21 protein-coding genes are annotated in these 20,310 nt (G+C 66.8%); 12 read left to right on the top strand and 9 right to left on the bottom strand.

What is annotated here, in order from left to right; translation table 11 throughout:
* The first annotated feature begins 14 nt into the window (after nucleotides 1–14).
* A complete protein-coding gene (locus A5744_RS03935) occupies nucleotides 15–365 on the top strand; it encodes a DoxX family protein (RefSeq protein ID WP_076058587.1) in 351 nt (116 codons plus the stop codon).
* A 23-nt stretch (nucleotides 366–388) separates the two neighbouring features.
* Here the strand turns inward: A5744_RS03935 and A5744_RS03930 are convergent, their stop codons facing one another.
* Nucleotides 389–1,189, bottom strand: a complete 801-nt coding sequence (locus A5744_RS03930) for a ketosteroid isomerase family protein (protein WP_076058585.1) — start codon at nucleotides 1,187–1,189, stop codon at nucleotides 389–391.
* Entirely contained in the window at nucleotides 1,189–1,749 is a 561-nt protein-coding gene (pncA, locus tag A5744_RS03925; protein WP_083679190.1) for a pyrazinamidase PncA, read from the bottom strand. Before pncA ends, A5744_RS03930 begins: the two co-directional genes overlap by 1 nt.
* A 104-nt stretch (nucleotides 1,750–1,853) precedes the next feature.
* Between pncA and A5744_RS03920 the strand changes: the two genes are divergently transcribed.
* Entirely contained in the window at nucleotides 1,854–2,849 is a 996-nt protein-coding gene (locus A5744_RS03920) for a DoxX family protein (RefSeq protein WP_076058583.1), read from the top strand.
* Here A5744_RS03920 and A5744_RS03915 read toward each other — a convergent pair.
* From A5744_RS03915 to A5744_RS03900, 4 genes are read right to left on the bottom strand one after another with little or no spacing between them, the layout of a single operon-like run.
* Nucleotides 2,821–3,219, bottom strand: coding sequence for a DUF2784 domain-containing protein (locus tag A5744_RS03915; RefSeq protein WP_076058581.1), 399 nt, complete (start codon nucleotides 3,217–3,219; stop codon nucleotides 2,821–2,823). The genes A5744_RS03920 and A5744_RS03915 overlap by 29 nt on opposite strands.
* On the bottom strand, nucleotides 3,219–3,713 hold the full coding sequence (locus tag A5744_RS03910) for a gluconokinase (RefSeq protein ID WP_170874417.1): 495 nt from the start codon (nucleotides 3,711–3,713) through the stop codon (nucleotides 3,219–3,221). Before A5744_RS03910 ends, A5744_RS03915 begins: the two co-directional genes overlap by 1 nt.
* A 38-nt stretch (nucleotides 3,714–3,751) precedes the next feature.
* Nucleotides 3,752–5,755 (bottom strand): phosphotransferase, encoded by a 2,004-nt coding sequence (locus tag A5744_RS03905; RefSeq protein WP_076058576.1) that lies wholly within the window; start codon nucleotides 5,753–5,755, stop codon nucleotides 3,752–3,754.
* Between the two features lie 18 nt (nucleotides 5,756–5,773).
* Nucleotides 5,774–7,285: a carboxylesterase/lipase family protein gene (locus A5744_RS03900; RefSeq protein ID WP_076058575.1), complete on the bottom strand. Its 1,512-nt coding sequence runs from the start codon at nucleotides 7,283–7,285 to the stop codon at nucleotides 5,774–5,776.
* 78 nt (nucleotides 7,286–7,363) lie between these two features.
* Here A5744_RS03900 and A5744_RS03895 point away from each other — a divergent pair, with 78 nt between their 5' ends.
* A complete protein-coding gene (locus A5744_RS03895; RefSeq protein WP_076058573.1) occupies nucleotides 7,364–8,056 on the top strand; it encodes a hypothetical protein in 693 nt (230 codons plus the stop codon).
* 15 nt (nucleotides 8,057–8,071) lie between these two features.
* Here the strand turns inward: A5744_RS03895 and A5744_RS03890 are convergent, their stop codons facing one another.
* Together A5744_RS03890 and A5744_RS03885 are read right to left on the bottom strand one after the other, a co-directional pair.
* Nucleotides 8,072–9,037 (bottom strand): SDR family NAD(P)-dependent oxidoreductase, encoded by a 966-nt coding sequence (locus tag A5744_RS03890; RefSeq protein ID WP_083679189.1) that lies wholly within the window; start codon nucleotides 9,035–9,037, stop codon nucleotides 8,072–8,074.
* Complete coding sequence (locus tag A5744_RS03885; protein ID WP_083679188.1) at nucleotides 9,034–10,248, bottom strand: cytochrome P450; 1,215 nt, start codon at nucleotides 10,246–10,248, stop codon at nucleotides 9,034–9,036. Before A5744_RS03885 ends, A5744_RS03890 begins: the two co-directional genes overlap by 4 nt.
* A gap of 94 nt (nucleotides 10,249–10,342) precedes the next feature.
* Here A5744_RS03885 and A5744_RS03880 point away from each other — a divergent pair, with 94 nt between their 5' ends.
* The 9 genes from A5744_RS03880 (at nucleotide 10,343) to A5744_RS03845 (ending at nucleotide 17,707) form a co-directional block, all read left to right on the top strand.
* Complete coding sequence (locus A5744_RS03880; protein ID WP_076058568.1) at nucleotides 10,343–10,969, top strand: TetR/AcrR family transcriptional regulator; 627 nt, start codon at nucleotides 10,343–10,345, stop codon at nucleotides 10,967–10,969.
* 213 nt (nucleotides 10,970–11,182) lie between these two features.
* The gene (locus tag A5744_RS03875) at nucleotides 11,183–11,782 is read left to right on the top strand and encodes a TetR/AcrR family transcriptional regulator (RefSeq protein ID WP_076058566.1); all 600 of its coding nucleotides are present in this window, start codon (nucleotides 11,183–11,185) and stop codon (nucleotides 11,780–11,782) included.
* Between the two features lie 242 nt (nucleotides 11,783–12,024).
* Nucleotides 12,025–12,720 (top strand): hypothetical protein, encoded by a 696-nt coding sequence (locus A5744_RS03870; protein WP_240562959.1) that lies wholly within the window; start codon nucleotides 12,025–12,027, stop codon nucleotides 12,718–12,720.
* A 161-nt stretch (nucleotides 12,721–12,881) separates the two neighbouring features.
* Nucleotides 12,882–14,411, top strand: a complete 1,530-nt coding sequence (locus A5744_RS03865) for a MorD protein (RefSeq protein WP_076058562.1) — start codon at nucleotides 12,882–12,884, stop codon at nucleotides 14,409–14,411.
* A complete protein-coding gene (locus A5744_RS03860; protein WP_076058560.1) occupies nucleotides 14,408–15,217 on the top strand; it encodes a CbbQ/NirQ/NorQ/GpvN family protein in 810 nt (269 codons plus the stop codon). Before A5744_RS03865 ends, A5744_RS03860 begins: the two co-directional genes overlap by 4 nt.
* 15 nt (nucleotides 15,218–15,232) lie before the next feature.
* Nucleotides 15,233–15,361, top strand: a complete 129-nt coding sequence (locus tag A5744_RS25185; protein WP_256385461.1) for a hypothetical protein — start codon at nucleotides 15,233–15,235, stop codon at nucleotides 15,359–15,361.
* Complete coding sequence (locus A5744_RS03855; protein ID WP_170874416.1) at nucleotides 15,358–16,062, top strand: hypothetical protein; 705 nt, start codon at nucleotides 15,358–15,360, stop codon at nucleotides 16,060–16,062. The genes A5744_RS25185 and A5744_RS03855 overlap by 4 nt, the downstream gene beginning before the upstream one ends.
* A gap of 20 nt (nucleotides 16,063–16,082) precedes the next feature.
* A complete protein-coding gene (locus A5744_RS03850; protein WP_076058557.1) occupies nucleotides 16,083–16,523 on the top strand; it encodes a hypothetical protein in 441 nt (146 codons plus the stop codon).
* A 158-nt stretch (nucleotides 16,524–16,681) separates the two neighbouring features.
* Nucleotides 16,682–17,707: a fused (3R)-hydroxyacyl-ACP dehydratase subunits HadA/HadB gene (locus A5744_RS03845; protein ID WP_076058555.1), complete on the top strand. Its 1,026-nt coding sequence runs from the start codon at nucleotides 16,682–16,684 to the stop codon at nucleotides 17,705–17,707.
* Between the two features lie 20 nt (nucleotides 17,708–17,727).
* On the opposite strand, the gene A5744_RS03840 is transcribed toward A5744_RS03845, so the two are convergent.
* On the bottom strand, nucleotides 17,728–20,295 hold the full coding sequence (locus tag A5744_RS03840) for a sugar epimerase family protein (protein ID WP_076058554.1): 2,568 nt from the start codon (nucleotides 20,293–20,295) through the stop codon (nucleotides 17,728–17,730).
* Between the last annotated feature and the right edge of the window lie 15 nt (nucleotides 20,296–20,310).

The raw sequence follows: 20,310 nt of genomic DNA, 5'->3' as shown, positions 1-20,310 counted from the left end.
ACCAGGATTGACCAATGAACACGACATTCATCGCGGTAACTGTGACCACCGCGGTCGTCACCGCGGCAATTGCCGTCGCCGACCTCGTTCCCGCCAAATTCGTGCTGGCAAACTCGGCCGAGGTCGGGGTGCCACGGTCCTGGCTGCCGGCGCTAGGCGCGGCGAAGCTGGCCGGCGCCGCCGGGCTGATCGTCGGGCTCCTGGGGCTGCGGGCCTTGGGAATTGCCGCCGCCGTCGGCCTGGTCCTGTTCTTTATCGGTGCGGTGATCACGCACCTGCGGGCCCGCGTCCTGTACAACATCGCGTTTCCCGGCGCCTTCTTGTGCCTGTCGGCCGCGGCGCTGGCGCTGATGGTCGCGCACTGAGCTAGGTCGGGCAGGGAGCACGGTCAGGATGGGAAATACCGGATCCGGTCGATCGTGTCGGCCCGCCGGACCACATCGGCAAACACGATGCCGCGCCCATGATCCGAGTTGACCGAGACTGCGACCGTCGTGCCCGCGCCGATCACCTTGCTCCAGTTGGCCCCTTCGAGTTGCTCGACGAGTTCAGCGGGGTCGAGCGGATCGTCGTCGCCCAAAGTTATTGGGGCACTGGGTGATAGCGCTTGCATTGCGGCGGACAAGTCGTTGCGCGCGACGGCGCCGAGGAAAGCCTCCGCCAGTCTCTTGTGCCGCGCCCCGGCCCGCCGAAAGCCGGCCATGAAGCCCGCGGTCCCCCGCCATCCTTGATTGGCAACCAGGCCCCGTGACAGCTGCAGGGCGGGCGTCACGGCTCGGGATCCGCGTCGCAGGAACTGCAGCATCATCGCGGGCAACTCCCAGTAGGCCCGCAGCTCGGCAATCTGCCACTGGCCGTTGGCTTCTCGGAGGTCGTAGCGCAAGACGGCGGGAATGTACATCGTCACGGCCGGACCCATCGACACCTCGAGCTCGAGGTCACGCAACACGGTGGTGCCGAAGACGATGTCGAGATCGCGATGAAAGTCGATGTCACGCGGACCGACGAAGGTGTCGTAGAAGCGATAAATCTGCTCGCGTCCCACATGCGGCCGCGAGCCGACCGGGTCCTCAACCCGTGCGTCGGCGGTGAAGACGCCCACCCAGCCGTCGCGGTCGTGCGCGGCGACCGCCTGCGGCGAGCGCTCCACCGCGGCGAGCAGACGCTCCCGGTCCAGTGGCACGACCATCAGTGGCTCTGCACCAACGCGATGTTGGCGGATCGCATCTCGGCCAGGGCCGCCTCGGCCGAATCCGGTGCCACGGCCGCGGTGAGGTCCACGATGACGCGGGTGGTCAGATCGGCACGGGCAGCGTCCTCGGCGGTGCGCCGGACGCAGTGATCGGTGGCGATTCCGACCACGTCGACCTCGTCGACATCGTGCTGTCGCAACCAGTCGAGTAGCGATGTTCCGCCCTCGTCGACCCCCTCGAAGCCGCTGTACGCGGCGGCGTAAGCGCCTTTGCGGAAGACCGCCTCGATCGGACCGGTGTCGAGATCAGGATGAAAATCAGCACCGAAGCTGCCCGCGATGCAATGCGGCGGCCACGAGGTCGAAAAATCCGGCTCGTCGGAAAAGTGGTCGCCCGGGTCGATGTGAAAGTCCTGAGTGGCCACGACGTGCTGGTAGCCCGGCCGGCCCGCCAGATAGTCGTTGATGGCAGGGGCCAGGGCGGCCCCGCCCGTTACGGCCAGCGAGCCACCCGCGCAGAAGTCGTTTTGCACGTCGACGATGATCAACGCTCGCACGCAATCCAGCGTATCGCCGCCGGGCTTCGCACCCGCACGGCCGCCGACAGCTGGGGCGATGCGTCGTCGGTTTGTTTGCCGGAGCGTCGGGTAACCCACCTGCCATGTTGATCCGCAGAATCGCACGACCCCTCTTGTCCGTTGCGTTTATCGGCCAAGGCGTCGAATCGCTGCTCAACCCCAAGTCGGCGGCGGAAGCCGCGGCCCCCGCGGTGGACGGCCTGCAGTCGCTGCCAGATCCGGTGGGCAGCAAGATTCCCAGCGACCCCCAGACGTTCGCGCAAATCACCGCGGCCGTCCAGATCGGGGGCGGCCTGCTGCTCGCCACCGGCAAGCTGCCACGCGTCGCGTCGGCCGCCCTGGCGTTGACGGTGCTACCGGCCAACCTCGGCACGCACATGTTCTGGACCGAGAACGACCCGCAGCGCAAAGCCGAGTTGCGCCAAGCGTTCCTGAAAGATCTGAGCCTGGTGGGCGGGCTGGTCATCGCGTCCGCGGACACCGCGGGCAAGCCGTCGCTGGGATGGCGCGGGCGCCGCGCGGCCGCCCGTCTCTCCGAGCGGGTGTCCTCGGCACTGCCGGGTTCGCAGGACACGCTCGAGGCCGACTTCGGCGAACTCGGCGAGAAAATCGTGCACGGCCTGCAGGTCGGCGCCGAGCGCGGTCGCGAGCTGGCGAGCACCGCCGCCGAGCGAAGCGCACCCTACGCCGAAGCCGCACTCGAACGCGGCCGCGAACTGGCGAGCACCGCCGCCGAGCGAAGCGCACCCTACGCCGAGGCCGCACTCGAGCGCGGTCGCGAGCTTGCCAGCACTGCGGCCGAGCGAGGTGCGCCACTGGCGAAGAGGGCTCGCAAACGCGGCGAAGAACTCGCGAGTACGGCGGCCGAAAAGAGTGGCCCGCTGGCAAAGAAAGCGCGCAAGCGTGGTGAGAAGCTGGCCGACACGGCCCGGGTGCGCGGCACGGAGCTCGCCGATACGGCTCGGGCGCGCGGCGTGGAGCTCGCCGAGGCCGCCCGCCAACAGGGCGGCCAGCTGGCCGACACCGCCCGTGACCGAGTCGGCGGCGGGGTCAAGACCCGTCGCCGGCGTCCGTGGTAGCCGCACGGTTGTTCCGGGATCGGTTGGCGCGGCGCCGGGCGTATAGCGCCCACGATGCCGCGACCACCGCGAACGAGGCGAGCTGGACGCCGAGGACCCAACCCGTCGGGTAGACCACCCCGGTGATGTAGTGGGCGATGAATCCGTCCGGCGGCAGCGGCCCCATTCCGGCGTGGGCGCGAGCCCAGCGTTCCAGCCAGGTCAACGGGCAGTCGGCGCGTTTGGCGGCAATGGCTATCCCCCAGATCACCGCCGCGACGTGCAGCCAGATCGTGCGCGGCCAGCGAAGCGCGAGGAAACCGCCGACGACGACGTAACCGATGAACGCGAAGTGCAACACGACGACGAGCCCGACCACGGATTGGTACATCAGGTTTGGCCGCCCGAGTTCCGCTGTGGCGCTGAGCTTTTCAAGAAGGCCTCGACGATGGTGCCGACATCGTGTTCGATATCGACGGTGACGCCACGCTCATCGGCGCCGAGGGGTTCCAGAGTCTCGAGTTGCGACCGCAGCAATGCGGGCGGCATGAAATGGCCGGTCCTGGCCGACATCCGGCGGTTGACCACATCCGGTGAACCGTTCAGGTGCAGGAACTCGACGCCCGGGCAGTGCGCGCGCAACCGGTTGCGGTATTGGCGTTTGAGCGCCGAGCAGCTCACCACCCCGCCGTCGCGGTGGCCGGCCAGCCATTGGCCAACGCGCTCCAGCCACGGATAGCGATCGTCGTCGGTGAGCGGTTCGCCGGCGGTCATCTTGACCACGTTGGCCTTTGGGTGCAGGGTGTCGGCATCCACAAAGGGCACCCGCAGGCGTTGTGCGAGCGCGGAACCCACCGTCGACTTGCCCGAACCGGACACACCCATCACCACAATGGGTGACGGCGCGGCATGGGGGGCCGGGGTTATGTCGGCTCGCCGACGTTGCGGTTCCATTCCACCCAACCAACGCCGGTGCGGCCGTCCGGTGTGTTGACACTGGCCCAGGCGCGCGGGAAGTGACTCACCCGCCCGTCGGCGGCGACCAGGCGTACCGGCGCGTGGCCGCGCACGTCGATCTCCGCGGTGATACCACCCGGATCCAGGGTCAGCGTGGCGTTCAGCGGTAACCCGTTGGCGCCGAACGGTTCCCGGGAGTCGACGGTCTGCAGCTCGCTCACCTTGCCGTCCGCGTCCTGAACGTAGCCAATGCTGAAGGCGGGTGCGCCGGGAATCCGGATGTTCACGCCGTGCAGATGTGTGCCGTCGTCGAGATGCAGCGCGCTCCATATCCAGTCCATGCTCCACCAGTCGCGCACACCCCACGAGTGGTCGCGCTGCCCCGGGACGGAGTCGACGCGGTAGCTGGTGTCGTTGACGGTGACCGTGCCCGAGACGGTGCACGGGATCTCGTAGCGCGTCGTGAGCCGGTATGTGTAGGGGGTTCCGTCGCTGGTCCACACCAAATGCATCGTCATGTCGACGGGACTTCCCGGCTCCCCGCGTAACAAGGCCGCCGGGTCGTCGTAGGCCTCGGCCCGTGCCCGCACGTCGACACTGTAGGTCTGCAGCGGCGCGGCCGCGCAGTGGCGGACCTCGAAGGCATCGGTGTTCAGCACCCACGGGTCCGCCGGCAGCGGGATTTGCGCGTCGACGGCGACCGTCGGCATCTGGGGCCCGCACAGCAGTGCATGAACCCATGCCGTCCGCTGGTTGGCTACCAGGCCGATGCGGAACCAACCGCCCAATCCCTGTGCCGCATCGGCGAAGTCGGCATACCAGCTCTCGCTCCACAGCGGCTCGTCGGTCGGCGGGTGTGCGAGCTCGTCCTCCGCCGAGGGGCACAGCGGCTCCGGCGCCGCCGCCCGAGGCAGCGTCGCCAACGCGTCGGTGTCGAGCACATGATCACAGTGCCGTTCCAGCATCGTCATGAACATCCGGTCACCGCGTTCGGTGCGTTCCACCAGCATGGACGAGACGATCGCCATCATGACGCCGAAAAAGCTTTGGCGGCGCACACCTTCGGCGACGTCGTCGACGGTGATGGGCGCCGCCGGTCCCAGCGCATCGTGGTAGGCGCGCAGCAACGCGTCGTACCCGGCACGGCGATCGCCCGTCGACAGCGCACAACCGAGGAAGTACGCCAGGTCGGTCAGTGCCGGACCCCAGGAGACGGTCTGCCAATCCACCACCGTCAGCGGGCGGTCGGCGCCGGCGGTACCGAACAGCATGTTGTCCAGTCGATAGTCACCGTGCACCAGGCCCTGAATCCGGCCCGGCTCGGATTCCTGGGCCAGGTACCCGTCGAAGGCGGCGACCAGGTGTTCGCACACCGCGCGGTGCCCCACGGCGATCTGGTCGCCGTAACGCTCGATGAATCCGGCGTAGAGCTGGGTGATCATCGCCTGGTTGAGCGGCGCGTCCCGGTTGAGCCAGGGCGCTTCGGCCAGCGACGTGTCGCCGAGCAGCGGGCCATGCAGCCGCCCCAGTTCGGCGACCGCGAGGGCGGCCTGTTCGGTTGTGGCGCCGGCGATTTCGTCGCCGACGACGGCCGGCCCGGCATCGCCGAGAAGCAGGTCGAACGCTCCGGTCGCCGTGTCGATCGCGGCGTGATAGCAGGGCGCGATCGGCCCGCCGAGCCGCGGCGCGATGTCGCCGTAGAACCGGACTTCGCGCTCATAGAGTCCCAGCGCGAGGCCGGTCTGCCGGCTTACCGGATCGGTGGCCGCGACCTTCAGCACGACCGAGTCCGGTCCGGTCGAGTCGGCGTCGGCGTAGTCGAGCCGGACGCGGTAGCACTCGCTCATCTGGCCGGTACCGATGCGCTCGACGGCGAAATCGGCGACACTCCCGGCGCCGATGGCCGCGGCCAGCCAGGAGGCGCTGAGGTCAGCGGGGCATTCGATGACTCGTTCGGTGTCCGCGTGCATGGGGGTCAGCGTGCCAGGTCACTGCGCCAAAGAGAAGCCGTCCCATGCCATCCGGCGCTGCGGGTGCGGGTCGAACTCGATGCGGCTCTTGCGGTCGAAGACCATGACTGCACGGTCCTCCGAGGTGTAGGCGGGCCAGTCGTCGCCGGGCACCCCGGTGCGGCTGAAACTGTGCCAACGCCGCTGCACCTGGTTGCTGACTCGCAGCGCGGCGCGCTGATCGGCCGCGGCCGTCAGTAACGCACCGAACCTGGTGCGATAGAAGTCGAAGACGGCCAGCAATTCGGTGGCGTGGGTGGCTCCCAAGCCCGACCACCGCAATGTCCGCGGGGCGTAGTCGTACCGGTACAGATAGGTGGGCGCGTGCCCGCCGTGGGCCTCGGCGATCTGCCAGGCCGCCGAGCTGAACGCGAAGTCGCCGCCGAGCTGCACGCACGCCGAGGGCGACGGGTAGTCCGGGTAGGCGGCGGTAATGCGTTCGCGGGCAGCCGGATCGGTGTCGGCCAACAGCTCTTCGATCATCGTTTCGTTCGTCGGCAGCATGCCCAGGAAGCGGGTGAACAGGCGGCCCTCTTCGGCGTTGGTGCCGACGATGAGCGGGACTCGATGCGCCCGGCCCGTGCGCATCGCTTCGACCGGATCGATGGGCAGGCAGTCGTCGCCGATGACCGGCCCAATTGGGAAGGCTCCCAGCCGTTTTTGCATGCCCTGGTCGATAAGGCGGTCCTGCGTGTCGACCAATTGGGCCGCGGAGGCCTGCATCAGCACGTTGGCGGCGTCCTGGGTACGGGTCCCGAGCAGGTTGGCGAATCGGCTGGCGAACTCGTCGGCAACCTCTTTCGACCGCACCAGGCCCGACGCCGGGCTCTCCGAGATCGCCCGGGAGAACAGGCCTTCGGCGGCGGGCACCGCCAACAGCGTGGCGGTGATGCACGCGCCCGCGCTTTCACCGAAGATGGTGACATTGCCCGGGTCGCCACCGAACGCCGCGATGTTGTCGTGGACCCACTGCAGGGCCAGCACCAGATCGCGCAGATACAGGTTGCTGTCGATGGTGATGTCCGGCGTCGACAGCGACGACAGATCCAGACAGCCCAACGCGCCCAGCCGATAGTTCACCGAAACGTAGACGCAACCGCGTCGAGCCAGCGCGGCACCGTCGTACAGCGGCGTCGCCGAGCTGCCCAGGATGTACCCGCCCCCATGAATGAAGACCATCACCGGCAGCGGTTCGGCGGATTCGGGGCCGGATTCCGGCGCGACGACGTTGAGCGTGAGACAGTCCTCGCTCATGGGCTGATACTTGCCGACACCCAGCATCGTGTAGCGACGCTGCTGGGGCGCGCAGTTGGCGAAGCCATGACAATGCCGCACGCCCGACCAGGGCTGGGCCGGCTGCGGCGCCCGAAAGCGCAGCCTGCCCACCGGGGGCCGTGCGTACGGGATGGAGCGCCAGCGGTGCACACCGTCGCGGGTGAAGCCTTCGACGATGCCGGCGGAAGTGCGTGCGCGGATGCTGCGCTGATGCATAACCCGACGGTAGCCGACACTACGTACGTAGGGCGCGCGGAGCGCCTAGATCCGGTGCGTGGCGGCTAGCCTGACGGGATGCGGATTACCGCGCTGATCGCCCTGTCGCTGCTGATCGCTGGATGCTCCCATGCCGGCAGCAGCCACTCGGGGCAGACGCAGACGCCGAACACCACGGCGGTATCGGGCTTCTCGCCGACGGCCGCGGCGCCCTCGTCGAGCAAACCTCCCGCGCCGTCGACGGCGCCGGTTGCCGGGGCGGCGATGCCGGACGTCGTCGCGTGGATCGAGGCCGGTCATCCGGCCGATCCCGGCCGCTATCGCACCGTGACGCGCGACGGGGTCGCGACGCCGTTGGGCAATGACATCGCCTTCACCGTCGCGGCCGGCAAAGTCGTGTGCATGACGGACTCCAAGCACACCGGCAACGCGCTGGCCTGTCTGGTCGACCTCGCCAATCCCCCGCCGCGGCCCGAAACCGCCTACGGCCAATGGAAGGGCGGCTGGGTCGACTTCGACGGCACGAAGCTGCAGATCGGGTCCGCCCGTGGCGACCCGGGTCCATTCGTCAACGGCAACGGGCCCGGGTTGGCGAGCGGGGACTCGCTGTCGTACGACGACAATCGCTGTCGCGCCGACGAAACCGGGCTGTTCTGCGTGAACTACGCCCACCAGTCGGCGGTACGGTTCGCCGCGGCCGGCGTGCAGCCCTTTGGTTGCCTGCGCTCGGTGCCGGCGCCCGACGGCGTCGGCGTCGCATTCAGCTGCTGAGGCACGTCGGGCGCGTTAGGTGATCGTCGTGAAGAGCTGGGTCATTTCGTCGGCCGGACCGGCGGGCACGGTGTAGCCGGTTTCGTCGCGGATCTCGCCGAGATGATCGCGCACATCCTCGATGGACAACTCGGAGCGGTAGAAACCCTTTGTCCTGCCGATGAAGAATCGCGATACCTGTCCGGCGCCCACCGAGTAGATCTCGCCCGTGACCGGGCAGTCCTGGTGGGCCAGGAAGGCCACCACGGGAGCCACCAGCGCCGGGTCGAGCTTCTGAAGGTATTGGCCCACAAGGTCATCCAATACCTCCTGCGCCGCCGCGTCGTTTTCGGCGGCCCGCTGGCCGGTCGCGTTCTCGAGTTCGCGCGCCAGCATCCGGGTGTAGGCGATCGGGGCGACGGCGTTGACCTTGATGTTGTGGCCCGCTCCTTCGGCGGCCACCACTCGGGTGAAACCGATCAATCCGGTTTTGGCGGCGCCGTAGTTGCTCATGCGTTCGGCGCCAAGGATTCCGGCGGCCGAGCACGTGTTGACCACCCTGCCGTACCGTTGCTCGCGCATGACTTTCCAGGCCGGCCGCGTCACGTGAAACGCGCCCTTCAGGTGCACGTCCAGCAAGGGCTCGAGCAGGTCGGCGGTCATGTCCTCGAACGGCGCGTCGCGCACGATCCCGGCGTTGTTGATCACGATATCCACCCGGCCCCAGGCGCGAATGGCGGTGTCCACGATCGCCTTTCCGCCCTCTGGAGTTGCCACGCTGTGGGTGTCGGGGACCGCCTGGCCGCCGGCTTGGCGGATCTCCTCCGCGACCGCGGCGGCCGCGCCGCCGTCCGAACCGTCGCCCGTCACCGAGCCGCCCGTGTCGTTGACTACGATGCGCGCGCCGCGCGAAGCGAGCAGCAGGGCATACTCCTTGCCTAATCCGCCGCCGGCGCCGGTGATCACGGCGACCCGGTCGTCGAATTGCAGCGGGGTGGTCACCAAGTGACCGGCAACTCTTTCATCCCGTAGATGTCGGCGTCTTTGAATCTGAGTTCATCCGGTGGCACCGCCAATTTCAACGCTGGGAGCCGCCGCGCCAGCGTCGCGAACGCGACCTGCATCTCGACTCGGGCGAGGTTCTGCCCGATGCATTGGTGCACGCCATAGCCGAAGCCCAAATGGCCGCGGGTGTTTCGGTCGGCGTCGAACGTTTCCGGGTTGTCGACGAATTGGCCGTCCCAGTTTCCGGCGGGCAGGTTCATGACGACCGGCTCCCCCGCGCGGATCAACTGTCCGCCGATCGTCAGATCTTCGATCGCAACCCGATCGACCTGGCTGTGCACGATGGTCAGATAACGCATCAGCTCTTCGACGATGTTGGCGACGACGGTGTGATCGTCGGTTCGGCCGAGCCGCTCGAAGACATCGGGATGTTGCAGCAGCGCAACGGTTCCCAACGAAATCATGTTGGCGGTGGTTTCGTGGCCGGCCTGCATCATGATCACACTCGTCATGGCCGCGGTCTCGTCGTCGAGCTGACCGGTAGCCACATAATCCGTGACAAGGCGGCTGATCAAGTCGTCGCCGGGTTCATGCGCCTTGCGCTTCACCAACTCCTGTATGTAGACATACATCGCCCCGAAAGCCTGGGCCTTCTCCTCGTCGGACGACTTGGTGTCCAATCCGGCCGTGGTGTGACGCTGGAAGAGCGGCAGATCTTCCGGCGGTACTCCCAAGAGCAGCGCGATCACCATTGACGGCACCGGTAGGCCGAAGTCACGCACGATATCGGCCGGCGGCCCGTTGCGCATCATCTCGCCGAGGTAGTGATCGACCAGTTCCTGGATCTGCGGCCGCATGGCTTCGCAGCGCCGGAAGGTGAAATTGCTCGTCAGCTGCCGCCGCAACCGGTGGTGTTCGGGATCGTCGATCCGCGCGAACATCACCGGTGCCTTGCCGCCGGAGCCAGAGGGGCGGATGGAGTCCGGAATGGTGTCCGCGGACAGGCGCGGATCGAGCAGGGCCGCCCTGATGTCGTGGTAGCGGCTCACCACCCAGGCCGGTTGTCCGTGGTACATCGCCCGGCGCAACCCCGGCTCCTCCCGCCAGCTCGCGAATTCGGCGGGTGGCTGCAGCGGGCACTGCGCCGCACGCGGAGCGGGTATGACTGGAAGATCTGTCTCCGAGCGACGTTCGGAAGTTGTTGTCATCAGCGACGTTTCCCATTAAGTGGCAGATAGCTGTCAATTGCTTTGAGCGTAGGACTCCGGCAATTGGCAGTCAACCGTCAGTTAAGCTGTCTTGGTGACCGCCATTGAGGACCGGCCGCTGCGAGCGGACGCGGCCCGCAACGCCGAGCGGATACTGCGCGCCGCGCGGGCCGTCTACGGGGAGCTCGGACCCGATGCGCCGATCGAAGCGGTCGCCCGTCGCGCGGGAGTCGGCGAGCGGACGCTTTACCGGAGATTTCCGGCCAAGGCCGACCTGGTCCGGGCGGCTCTGGACCAGAGCATCGCCGAGGATCTGATGCCGGCGATCGAGCACGCGCGGCGCGCCGACGACCCGTTGCGTGGCCTGAACGAATTGATCGGGGCGGCAATAGGACTCGGTGCTCGCGAGCGCCACCTGCTGACCGCCGTGCACCGGGCCGGGTCGCTGACCGCCGACATCTCAGACTCGCTGAACCAGACCCTGCACGAGCTTGTTCGGCGAGGCCAGCGGTCCGGGCTCGTCCGCGCCGACCTGGTCGCCGACGATCTTCCGCGCCTGATCGCGATGCTCTATTCCGTGCTACCGACGATGGATCCGCGCAGCGATGGCTGGCGACGCTACGTTGCCCTGATCGTCGACGCGATATCGATCACCGAGGCAGAGCCGTTGCCCGCCGCCACTCCCTGGCACGTCTCGGAGCCCAGCAGCTGGCGCTTGTGAGCGATCTAGTTGATGGTCACCCCGGCGTCGACCGCCGTTCAATCTACGAACACTGTCTGACTAACGTCAATGATTTCACGGGCTCCGGGCTGGAACAGGAAGTCGCAGCATGACGATATATAGAGTAATACAAGCCTTTCTAGCGCATAGAAGTCATAATGGGTGAGCTACCCTCAGAACTCCTAGGTGAGTGAAGTCAACTGAAGGACCGAAATGGCGGTGACGGAAAGGGTGTCTGCGCGAGAAGCCAAGCGCTTGCAGACGCGGGAGCGATTGATGGGTGCCGCGATCGCCGAGTTCGCCAGGGCCGGGATGGCGGAGGCCGACGTCAGTGCCATCGTGGCCGCAGCGGGCGTCGCCCACGGCACCTTCTTCTTTCACTTTCCGACCAAGGAGCACGTGCTGCTCGAACTTGAGCGGCGTGAAGAGGACCGCATCGCCAAGCAGTTCGCGCAATTCCTGAAGTCGAAGCATGATATCGCCTCCGCATTGAATGAAGCGGTCCGCCTGATAGTTGGGTTGGAACGCCGGCTTGGCGACCTGCTGTTCAATGACTTTCTTGCGCTGCATTTTTCGCAAACTCGTCCCCCCGCCGAAGACGGAGAAGATCATCCCCTGATCGTCTTGGTCGCCCAGCAGATCGCGCGCGCTCAAGAACGTGGCGACGTTGATCCTGACGTCATTCCCATGAACAGTGCGGTGTTCTTCTTGCTCGGCCTGTACTCGCTGTTGATCACCACCAACCACTGGCCCACCGGTCGCGCGTTGCTCGAGGACTACGTCGCGAGGACGTTGCGAAGCTTGCAGCCTTGACCCTTGCCGACGTGAGACGCTACGAGCGGACCACGCAGGGCAACGGCACCAGCCCGACCGTCGGAACCGCGCCAAACTTGACTAATATCAGTAACTCGACCCTTCAGATGCACGAAATGCTGGTCATGCCCGGCTGAGACCCATCAGTGGTAGCTTTTTTGTTGACTAAAGTCAGCCTGTTATAGTGCTCGCACCTGCTCAATCGGCCTCGATGACGCGGAGGGTTCATAGACGTGCCGAAGCTGCACCAGCGTGACGCTGCCCTACCCACACTGACGTTCGACGAGCACGCGGAGCGGTCGCAGTTCGCGCAGCGTCGGGCCGACAAATGGCTCATCTCGGGCAGTCTCCTGATCGGCACCGCGGTCCTGGGCATCTTCGGGCTGCCGCTATTCCTCTGGGGCGTTCGATTACTGCGCCGGGCGCAACGGGATGGACTCTCGGTTCGACCGATGCTCGTCACGCTGCTCGGCTATCTCGTCATCATCGACGCCGCGATCAACGCCGTGGGGTGGGCGCTCGACCTGGTCGCAAACCACACGCTGCTGGCCCGCGTGCTGTTGAACGGCTGGGGAAACATGTTCGACGCGGGCTACTTCTGGCACTACAACGAGCTGTGGGTGGGCGGCGCGGCGGGCCCGGGCGAAAAGGCCTGGGAAGTCGGTCTCATCCTGACCGTCTTCACGATGCGGATCGCGGCGGCCATCGGCTTCCTGCAGATGAAGCGTTGGGGCCATCAGTGGATGGTGATCACCTGCTGGATGGGTGTGGTGATCTGGATCGGCTACGTCTTCAACATGACGATGTTCGCCGACGTGCGCTTCGCCGGTGTCGTGCTGCCGGTCGTCGGCTGGTGGCTCTACGACATCTTCTACATCACCCCCTTCCTCGCCATCCCGTATCTGCACACCGTCAACCGTGAACTCTTCACCGACTGAGACTCCGCAACCACAGCTGAATCGATGATCAGGAGGTCGCATCGTGGGCTATCTCTGGGAAATCCTTCGCTACGTCGCCGCCTGGGGCGGCACCGGACTGATCATCTGGTTTTGGTATTGGCTGTTCTCCAACATCGGCACGTTTTGAGCGGCTTCCTGCGATGGCTGAAGGCTCCGACGTCCATGCGATGACGCTCGAACGCAGTTGTGCCGTGACGGCGGTGGCGTTGAGTGACCGCCGCCGCGAAGGCGCGCGGCTCGTGACGGGTGAGCGGCGCCGCTTCGGATTGAGCGCACGGCTGACCTTCGTCCATGTCCCCTACCCCGCCATAGCCGACTGGACGCGCAGGACCCTGACATGCGGTGTGGCGCTGCAATGTTCGCCATCCAAGGAACGCATCACCGCATATCGGCTGAACGAGCTCTCCGCACGTGAACTGCGGGCGCTCACAGTCGTCGAAGCGGGCGTCGCCGTGGGCTGGATAGCCTCGCGCTGGCCCGGTCTACTACCCGAGCTTCGTCGACTGCTGCCCGAAGTCCTCCCCGCCGACGGCGACATGAACGCCGAGGAGATGCTCGACCGCGCGATCGCGCTGGCGTCCACGGATCCGGATTTGACGGTCCATCCGCTGCTGGGCGACTTGCCGCTGGCCTACACGATGCCACGGGGATGGACCGACAAGTTGCGACGCAGTTTCGGCCGGATGCCCTGGACGACAGCGCAGCAACGGGTTCCGCGGCCGTATTCCGTCCCCGTCGGCGGCGACGGCGGCGTCCGCAACCCCAACCTGCCGCCGCCGAGCCGCCCCCAAGACAACGATCTCGACCTCACCCCGCAACACCGGCCCGGAATTCCCTACCCCGAATGGAACGCATGGACCCAGCGATTCATGCGCGACCACGTCGCCGTCGTCGAGACCGCGGACGCGCCCAGCGTCCACGGGCCGACGCCCGTGACCATCGACGTCCGCAAGTGGTTCGAAGAGCACACCCACCGTGCGATGACGAACCGCCTCGAAGACGGCTCCGACCTCGATGTCGACCAATACGTCAGCCACTACACCGATCTCACGACCGGCGAGGCCGAGGAGCCGAGGATATTCCGCGACCTGCTGCCCAGCGGCCGCGACGTCACCACGGCGTTGCTGCTCGACGGCAGTTCGTCGCTCGGCGTGCACGGCGGGCGAATCTTCCGGCTCGAATTGGCCTGTGCCGACGCGCTGTCGCGCGCCATGACGCTGGCGCGCGAGCGTCATGGCATCTTCGTGTTCACGGGCAACACCCGTCATCGAGTCGAAGTGCGCCGCCTGAAGGACTTCGAAGACCGCCGGTTTGTGCCGCCGAGCGGGCTGGGCCTGTCCACCCGCGGATACACCAGACTCGGCGCGCCACTTCGCCACTTGACGAGCCGATTGCTGGCGCAGCCCTCCGAACGGCGCCTGCTGATCGTGATCGGCGACGGACTGATCTCCGACGAGGGCTACGAGGGCAGCTACGCCTGGGCGGACGCCGCGCACGCCGTCGAGGAGGCCAGCGACGCGGGGGTGTCGATGTACTACGTGGGCGTCGGACCGACGCGGGTCGATCCCCTCCCGGAGGTGTTCGGTCCTCGTCGGTCCCAACGGATTCGACGCATCGAGGAGCTTCCGCGGGTATTGGCTCATGTCCATCGTGAACTGGTCGCCGCATGAACGCCGCCACCGATACCTATTTCCCTAACGGCAACGAGGTCGTGCTGTTCGAGCAGGCCTTCCAGCGGCACCTGCCCCTGATGCTCACCGGCCCGACCGGGTGCGGCAAGACACGGTTCGTCGAGCACATGGGCCTGGTGTTGGGGCGACCCGTCGTCACCATCAGCTGCCACGACGATCTCACCAGCTCCGATCTCGTCGGCCGCTTCATGGTGACCGGCGGCGACGTGGTGTGGACCGACGGCCCGCTGACCCGGGCGGTCAAGGGCGGCGCGATCTGTTACCTCGACGAGGTCGTGGAGGCTCGCCACGACTCGCTGGCGATCCTGCATTCGCTCACCGATCATCGGCGCTCGCTGTTCCTTGACCGCGCCGGCGAGGTGGTGCAGGCGCCCGACGGCTTCATGCTGGTGTGCTCGTACAACCCCGCATACCGCAGCTCGCTCAAGGAGCTCAAACCGTCGTTCCGCCAGCGGTTCGTCACGATCGCGATGAAGTATTTGCCGCCCGACCGCGAGGCCGAGGTGATCGTCGCCGAATCCGGGGTTCCCATCGCGACGGCGCGGCGACTGGTCGGATGCGCAGTTGCGATCCGCACCGCCGACGAAGCCTTTCACTTCGAGCCTCCGTCGACCAGGGTGTTGGTCACTGCGGCGCAGCTGATCGCGGCCGGCGCAACCGAATTGGAAGCGGCCGACACGTGCATACTCGCGCCGCTGAGCACCGACGGCGCCGTCACCGACGGTCTACGGGAAGTCGCGGCGGCCAGCCTCGCCGACGCTGAAACGTCCAACACGCTGAGCTAGGAAGGAGCCGTTGGCATGGACCTGAAAGAGCGGAAACGCAAGAGGGCGCTGATCGTCTTCCAAATTTTCATCTACGGCTACTTGGCGGTGATGTTCGGAATCCAGCTCTATATGTCATTTGCACGCGGTTGGTGGGACCTGTGAATCTTCCTCTGCTCAACCGGCTTTCGGGAAGTTCGGTTAGCCTCGAGGATCACCACGACGAATCCCGCCGCGCGCAGCGCCGCGCCGACAAGTGGATGATCGCCGGCGCCGCCTTGATGGGCATGTGGGCTCCGGGTCTGATCGGATTTCCCATCTTCATGCGTGGGGTTTGGCTGCAGCGCCAGGCCCTGCGCGCCGGCCTCTCGGTTCGGCCCATGATCGTGACCCTGATCGGCTATCTGGTGCTGATCGACGGCATGCTCAACAGCCTGGGCTGGGCCCTGGACCTCGTCGCCAACCACACGTTGATCAACCGGGTGCTGATGGTCGGCTGGGGCAACATGTTCGACGCCGGCTACTTCTGGCATTACAACGAGCTCTGGGTCGGGGGCGCCGCGGGCCCTGGCGAAAAAGCCTATGTGGCAGGACTGATCCTGACGGTGTTCTCCATGCGAGTCGCCGCAGCGATCGGGTTCTTGCAGATGAAGCGGTGGGGCCACCAGTGGATGATCATCACCTGCTGGATGGGCGTGGTGATCTGGTCAGCCTATGTGTTCAACATGACGATGTTCGCCGACGTGCGCTACGCCGGTGTCGTGTTTCCGGTGATCGGTTGGTGGCTGTACGACATCTTCTACATCACCCCGTTCCTCGCCATCCCGTATCTGCACACCGTTAACCGCGAAATCTTTTCGGACTGACCAAGTTTAGGAGCATTGCGATGACAAGTTCTTCCGTGCCGTCACCAACCGAGGAAAAAGACCCCACTCCCGATCTCGAGCCGGGGACAACCCCGTACTACGCCCGCATGCATAAATGGATCAAACGGGCCGTCTTGGTGTGCCTCATCGCGCTGGTGATCGAGGGCGCGTTCACGTTGCCGTTCATGGCGGTGTATTACGGCTACCCCACGCTGAGCCTGACCGAAATCTGTAGCGAGCTGCTGAAGATTCGGTATTCCAACGACACCCTGGAATGCAAGTACCCGTACCCGCCGTTGGGGCCGCCGGAGGGTGCCGAGGGTAAGGCCACCGCGCAGGACGTGTGGGGCATCCAGCCGATACCGAAATACCACCGGCTTGGGTTCCGCGAACTCGTCAGGATCCACAACGAAAGGCTCGCTCGCCAGGCGGCCCAACAGCACGCGGCCGCGCATCCGTGATCCCAGGGCGCCCGAGCGTGGGCCCGATGCATGGGAATCGCCTGGTGGTTCGTCCCTAGGCCCCACGCTCGGTGCTGCCGCTGACAGCCTGATCGCTGCTACGGTGGCCGCACGATAGTGTGCTCAGGACACGTCGATAGAAGAAGTTGAGCAAATTTATGACCGCGGCAGCAGAAACGTCACCGATCGAGGCGCGGGTCGGCCATTACTACCAGATGGACGGCACGTACGTGGTCGGCCGCGAGAAGCTCCGCGAATACGCCCGTGCCGTGCAGGACTATCACCCCGCGCACTGGGATGTCACGGCGGCGGCTGACTTGGGCTATTCGGACGTGGTGGCGCCGCTGACGTTCACGTCGGTCCCCGGCATGACCTGCAATCGCCGGATGTTCGAGTCGGTGGTCGTCGGTTACGACACCTACCTGCAGACCGAAGAAGTCTTCGAACAGCACCGTCCGATCGTGGCCGGCGACGAACTGCACGTCGACGTCGAGCTGTCGTCGGTGCGCAGGACGGCCGGCAGGGATTTCATCACCGTCACCAACACCTTCACCGACTCGGACGGCGAGCGGGTTCACACCCTGCACACCACCGTTGTCGGTCTCACCAACGAGGACGTCGATCCGGCGATCAAAACGGCGGTGCAGAAGATGATGATGCACGACGTCGACATCTTCGGGATCGGTGAAGACGATTACCAGAAGACGGTGCGGCCCGAGGGCGAGGTCCGGATTGCCCAGGGAGGCACCACCCGGACGCCGGGGACGCCGCCCTTCGAGGACGTGCACGTCGGCGACGAGCTGCCGACGCGTCACACCCGGCTGTCCCGCGGCGACCTGGTGAACTATGCCGGCGTGGCCGGCGACGCCAATCCGATCCACTGGGACGAGTCCATCGCCAAGCTCGCAGGGCTGCCCGACGTTATCGCCCACGGAATGCTCACCATGGGTCTGGGTTCCGGATTCGCGTCCGCATGGTCGGGCGACCCCGGTGCGGTAACCCGCTACGCGGTGCGGCTGTCCCAGCCTGCGGTTGTGTCGGCGGCCGAGGGAGCTGACATCGAGTTCAGCGGCCGGATCAAGTCGCTGGACCCGGCCACCCGCACCGGCGTCGTGATTGTCGCCGCGAAGTCCGGTGGCCAGAAGATCTTCGGCATGGCGACGTTGAACGTCCGCTTCCGCTAACGCTTTTCGGTCTGGCCCGCTCAGAGCTCGAGGACGCGAATCTCACCGGTGCCGCCGTCGACTTCGACGAGCGCACCCGGCGGCAAGGCCCTGGTTGCGCCCTGGGCATCGACCACACACGGGAAGCCGAACTCGCGCGCGACCACGGCGGCGTGCGACATCGGGCCACCGAGTTCGGTCACCACGGCCGCGGCGTAGCAGAAGGCGGCGGTGTAACCGACATCGGTGACCTCGGCGACGAGAATCTCGCCGGGTTGCAGATCGTCGATGGTCTCGGGCCGCACGATCCGCACCCTGCCGCGCACCCGTCCACCACACACACCGACCCCGTGCAGGGTGTCCCCGCTGCTCAGGCCGGGCGGCGAGGCGCTGGTCGGCTGCCAGCTGCCGCTGAACACCGTCGGGGGGACGACGCCGGCCAGTCTGCGGTGTTCGGCGCGGCGCCGCGCCACCACGTCGGCCGCATCGGGTGGCAGCGCGTCGAGTTCGTCCACCAGGAGGTAGAACACGTCGTCGGCGGTGTCGAAGATCCCGGCGTCGGCCAACCGGCGCCCGTACTCACGCAGCAGACCGCGCAGCACCCAGTTCGCGCGGACCATCTTGTCGCGGCGGACTTCGCGGTCGCGGATCTGGCGCGCGGCCAGCGCCGCTATGGGCTTGGCGCGCAATGGAATCCGCGGAGGAGCTGGCGGCGGCGTAGGCGGGGCGGTCATGGCCCTGGCCACCATCCGGACCAGCAGCTCGGGGATGTCGGCATAGCTGGTCGACAGCATCTCCAGCTCCGCGGGGCCGCGATGACCGATCAGCTCCAGCTCGGACAGTACGGCCGCGTGAAACTCCGGCGCGTCGGCGGCCAGCTTGCCGAGCCGCTCACCCGGCTCGCCAAGCAGCCCCACCACGTTCGGGTCGCGCCGCGCCGCAACCACCAACCGATGCACCGCCTCCACCGACCGCGCGCTGACCAGCTCCGGCCCCGCCTGCGGGGCGGTGTCGCGCCCGCACACGCCCCGCAACAACACGTTGAACGCGGCGCACAACATGAACGACACCGAAGACAGCACCCAGCCGTGCACGACATCGTCGCGCGCCAGCAGGATCAGGCTGAGCAGGCGACGATCGTCGTGCCGGGTGACGTCGTCACCGACCAGCCGTTCCAGGCGATCGACATCGGCTAGGTACTCGGCGGTGTCGCGGGGCGAACCGGCGCTCAGGCCGACCAGGTTGACACCGAACACGCCGATGTTGCGGACGGTGCGCAATCTCCTTCGGGCACGGCTGGTTTCGGTGGGCGGGCGCTGTTCGCCGAAGACCGGCAGGGAGGCCATGCTGGGGCCGAAGTATCCGCTGTTCCTGACGACCGTCGGGGGCTTGACGAACGGCACGGTTTCGGCCATGAAGTGCGCCGACGTGATCGCCCCATACAGCCGGTGCGCGAACACCGCGACGGTTCGCATCGCGATCTCCCGCTGGACGATTCCGCCGGGCCGCAGCCGCTCGGCGATGGTCACTCCCCCGGCGCGCAGCCCACGCACGGTCGCCGAGGCCGACGACGGCGAAAACGGGCCGGGCAGCGCCTCCGACAGGTTGGTCGCCAGGAAGGTCGGGAAACGCGGGTCGATCGGTGTGTCGAATTCGCCGTTATCTCCCGCCGGGCCAGCCAAATTGGGCTTCACCCCATCTTCGGACGGCGCGTCGACGGCCGGCAGGTCGGCGATATTGGTCAGCCGCCACGGGAGCGACACCACCCGCTTGCCGATGGTGATCCGGCCCCGCACCGCCGGCGCGAAATCGTCGACGCATTCCTCGGCGTTCCAGGTCGGCTCGAAGCCCCACTCGTCATGCAGCCGCGAGGTATCCATCAGCGGGGCGCCGCGCACCAGCTGTAGGTCCGCCGGCCCCAAGCCGAACCGCACGATCGGGCGTCCCACGGCCGCGGCGACCTGACGGAAGCTCACCGCTCCGCGGGCTGCGAGATTGACAGGGCCGCTGCCGGTTTCGGTGTCCAGCAGCGCCCGGACGAATAGCCGAAGCGCGTCGTCGAGATGGACCACTTGCATGCGACGATCGGCTGCCCCGCCGGGAAATGCCGGCAGCGCCAGCAGCCGGCGCACCCAGTTGTCGACGCCGCGGCTAAGAATCGGCGCGGAACGGATCGCGACCCATTCCAGGCCCGACGACTCAAGCATCTGCTCGACGCGGGCCTTGTGCCGGCCGTCCTCGAGGACCGGGGATAGCGCGTCGGCCTCGGCCTTCGGAGCGTCTGGCCCGCCGTAGACGTGTGCCGACGACGCGAAAACGATGCGCCCGCTGCCGGTCTCGGTCATCGCCTGCAGGACGTTGCGCGTGCCGCCGATATTGACCTGCTCGCCGTTCCTTGCCCAGGCGCAATGCGCGACCATGTCCGCACCGGCGACGGCGTGCTTGACCGCTTCCGCGTCCCGGATGTCAGCTGCGACGAATTCGGCCGCGCTCGACCAACTTTCGGGACGATGGCGCGCGATGCCGATGACATCGTGGCCTTGGCTGAGCAGCCGGGCGGCGAGGCCGCGGCCGAGCACACCACCGGCCCCCGTGATCGCGACCCTCACGGAATGTCTTTGCTC

The organism is Mycobacterium sp. IS-1264 (assembly GCF_001954195.1).
GTDB lineage: Bacteria > Actinomycetota > Actinomycetes > Mycobacteriales > Mycobacteriaceae > Mycobacterium.
The sequence above is the reverse complement of the archived record's forward strand: the minus strand, read 5'-3'. Positions and strand labels throughout refer to the sequence as shown.